Source organism: Chlorogloeopsis fritschii PCC 6912 (genome assembly GCF_000317285.1).
Taxonomy (GTDB): Bacteria; Cyanobacteriota; Cyanobacteriia; order Cyanobacteriales; family Nostocaceae; genus Chlorogloeopsis; species Chlorogloeopsis fritschii.
In genome coordinates this window covers 1-280 of the sequence record NZ_AJLN01000160.1, presented here as the reverse complement: position 1 = coordinate 280, position 280 = coordinate 1, and the positions used below count along the sequence as shown (strand labels likewise).

Sequence of the window (280 nt, the reverse complement as noted above, 5' to 3'; positions counted from 1 at the left end):
CGGCATAACCTCAAGATTATTAAACAAGCAAAACCATACGTGTGGATACTGCGGTCACAAATTGACCTCAGAAGAAAAAGTGCATCTACATCATTTTGACGGCAATCATTCTAACTGGAAGGACTCGAACCTGACAGTGGTACACGAAAGTTGTCATGATTACATCCACATGAAGCAAAAGGGAAAGGGACTACGTTAGAACTTTAACCCTAAAGAATATCGGAAGCTGGATGCTCGGAAACGGGCACGTCCAGATTTAAAAGAGAGGGGCGAGAGGTAA

1 pseudogene is annotated in these 280 nt (G+C 43.2%); it reads left to right on the top strand.

From position 1 onward, the window contains the following. A pseudogene (locus UYC_RS39775) lies at positions 1-199 on the top strand (RNA-dependent DNA polymerase); the annotation flags it as partial. Positions 200-280: the final 81 nt, after the last annotated feature.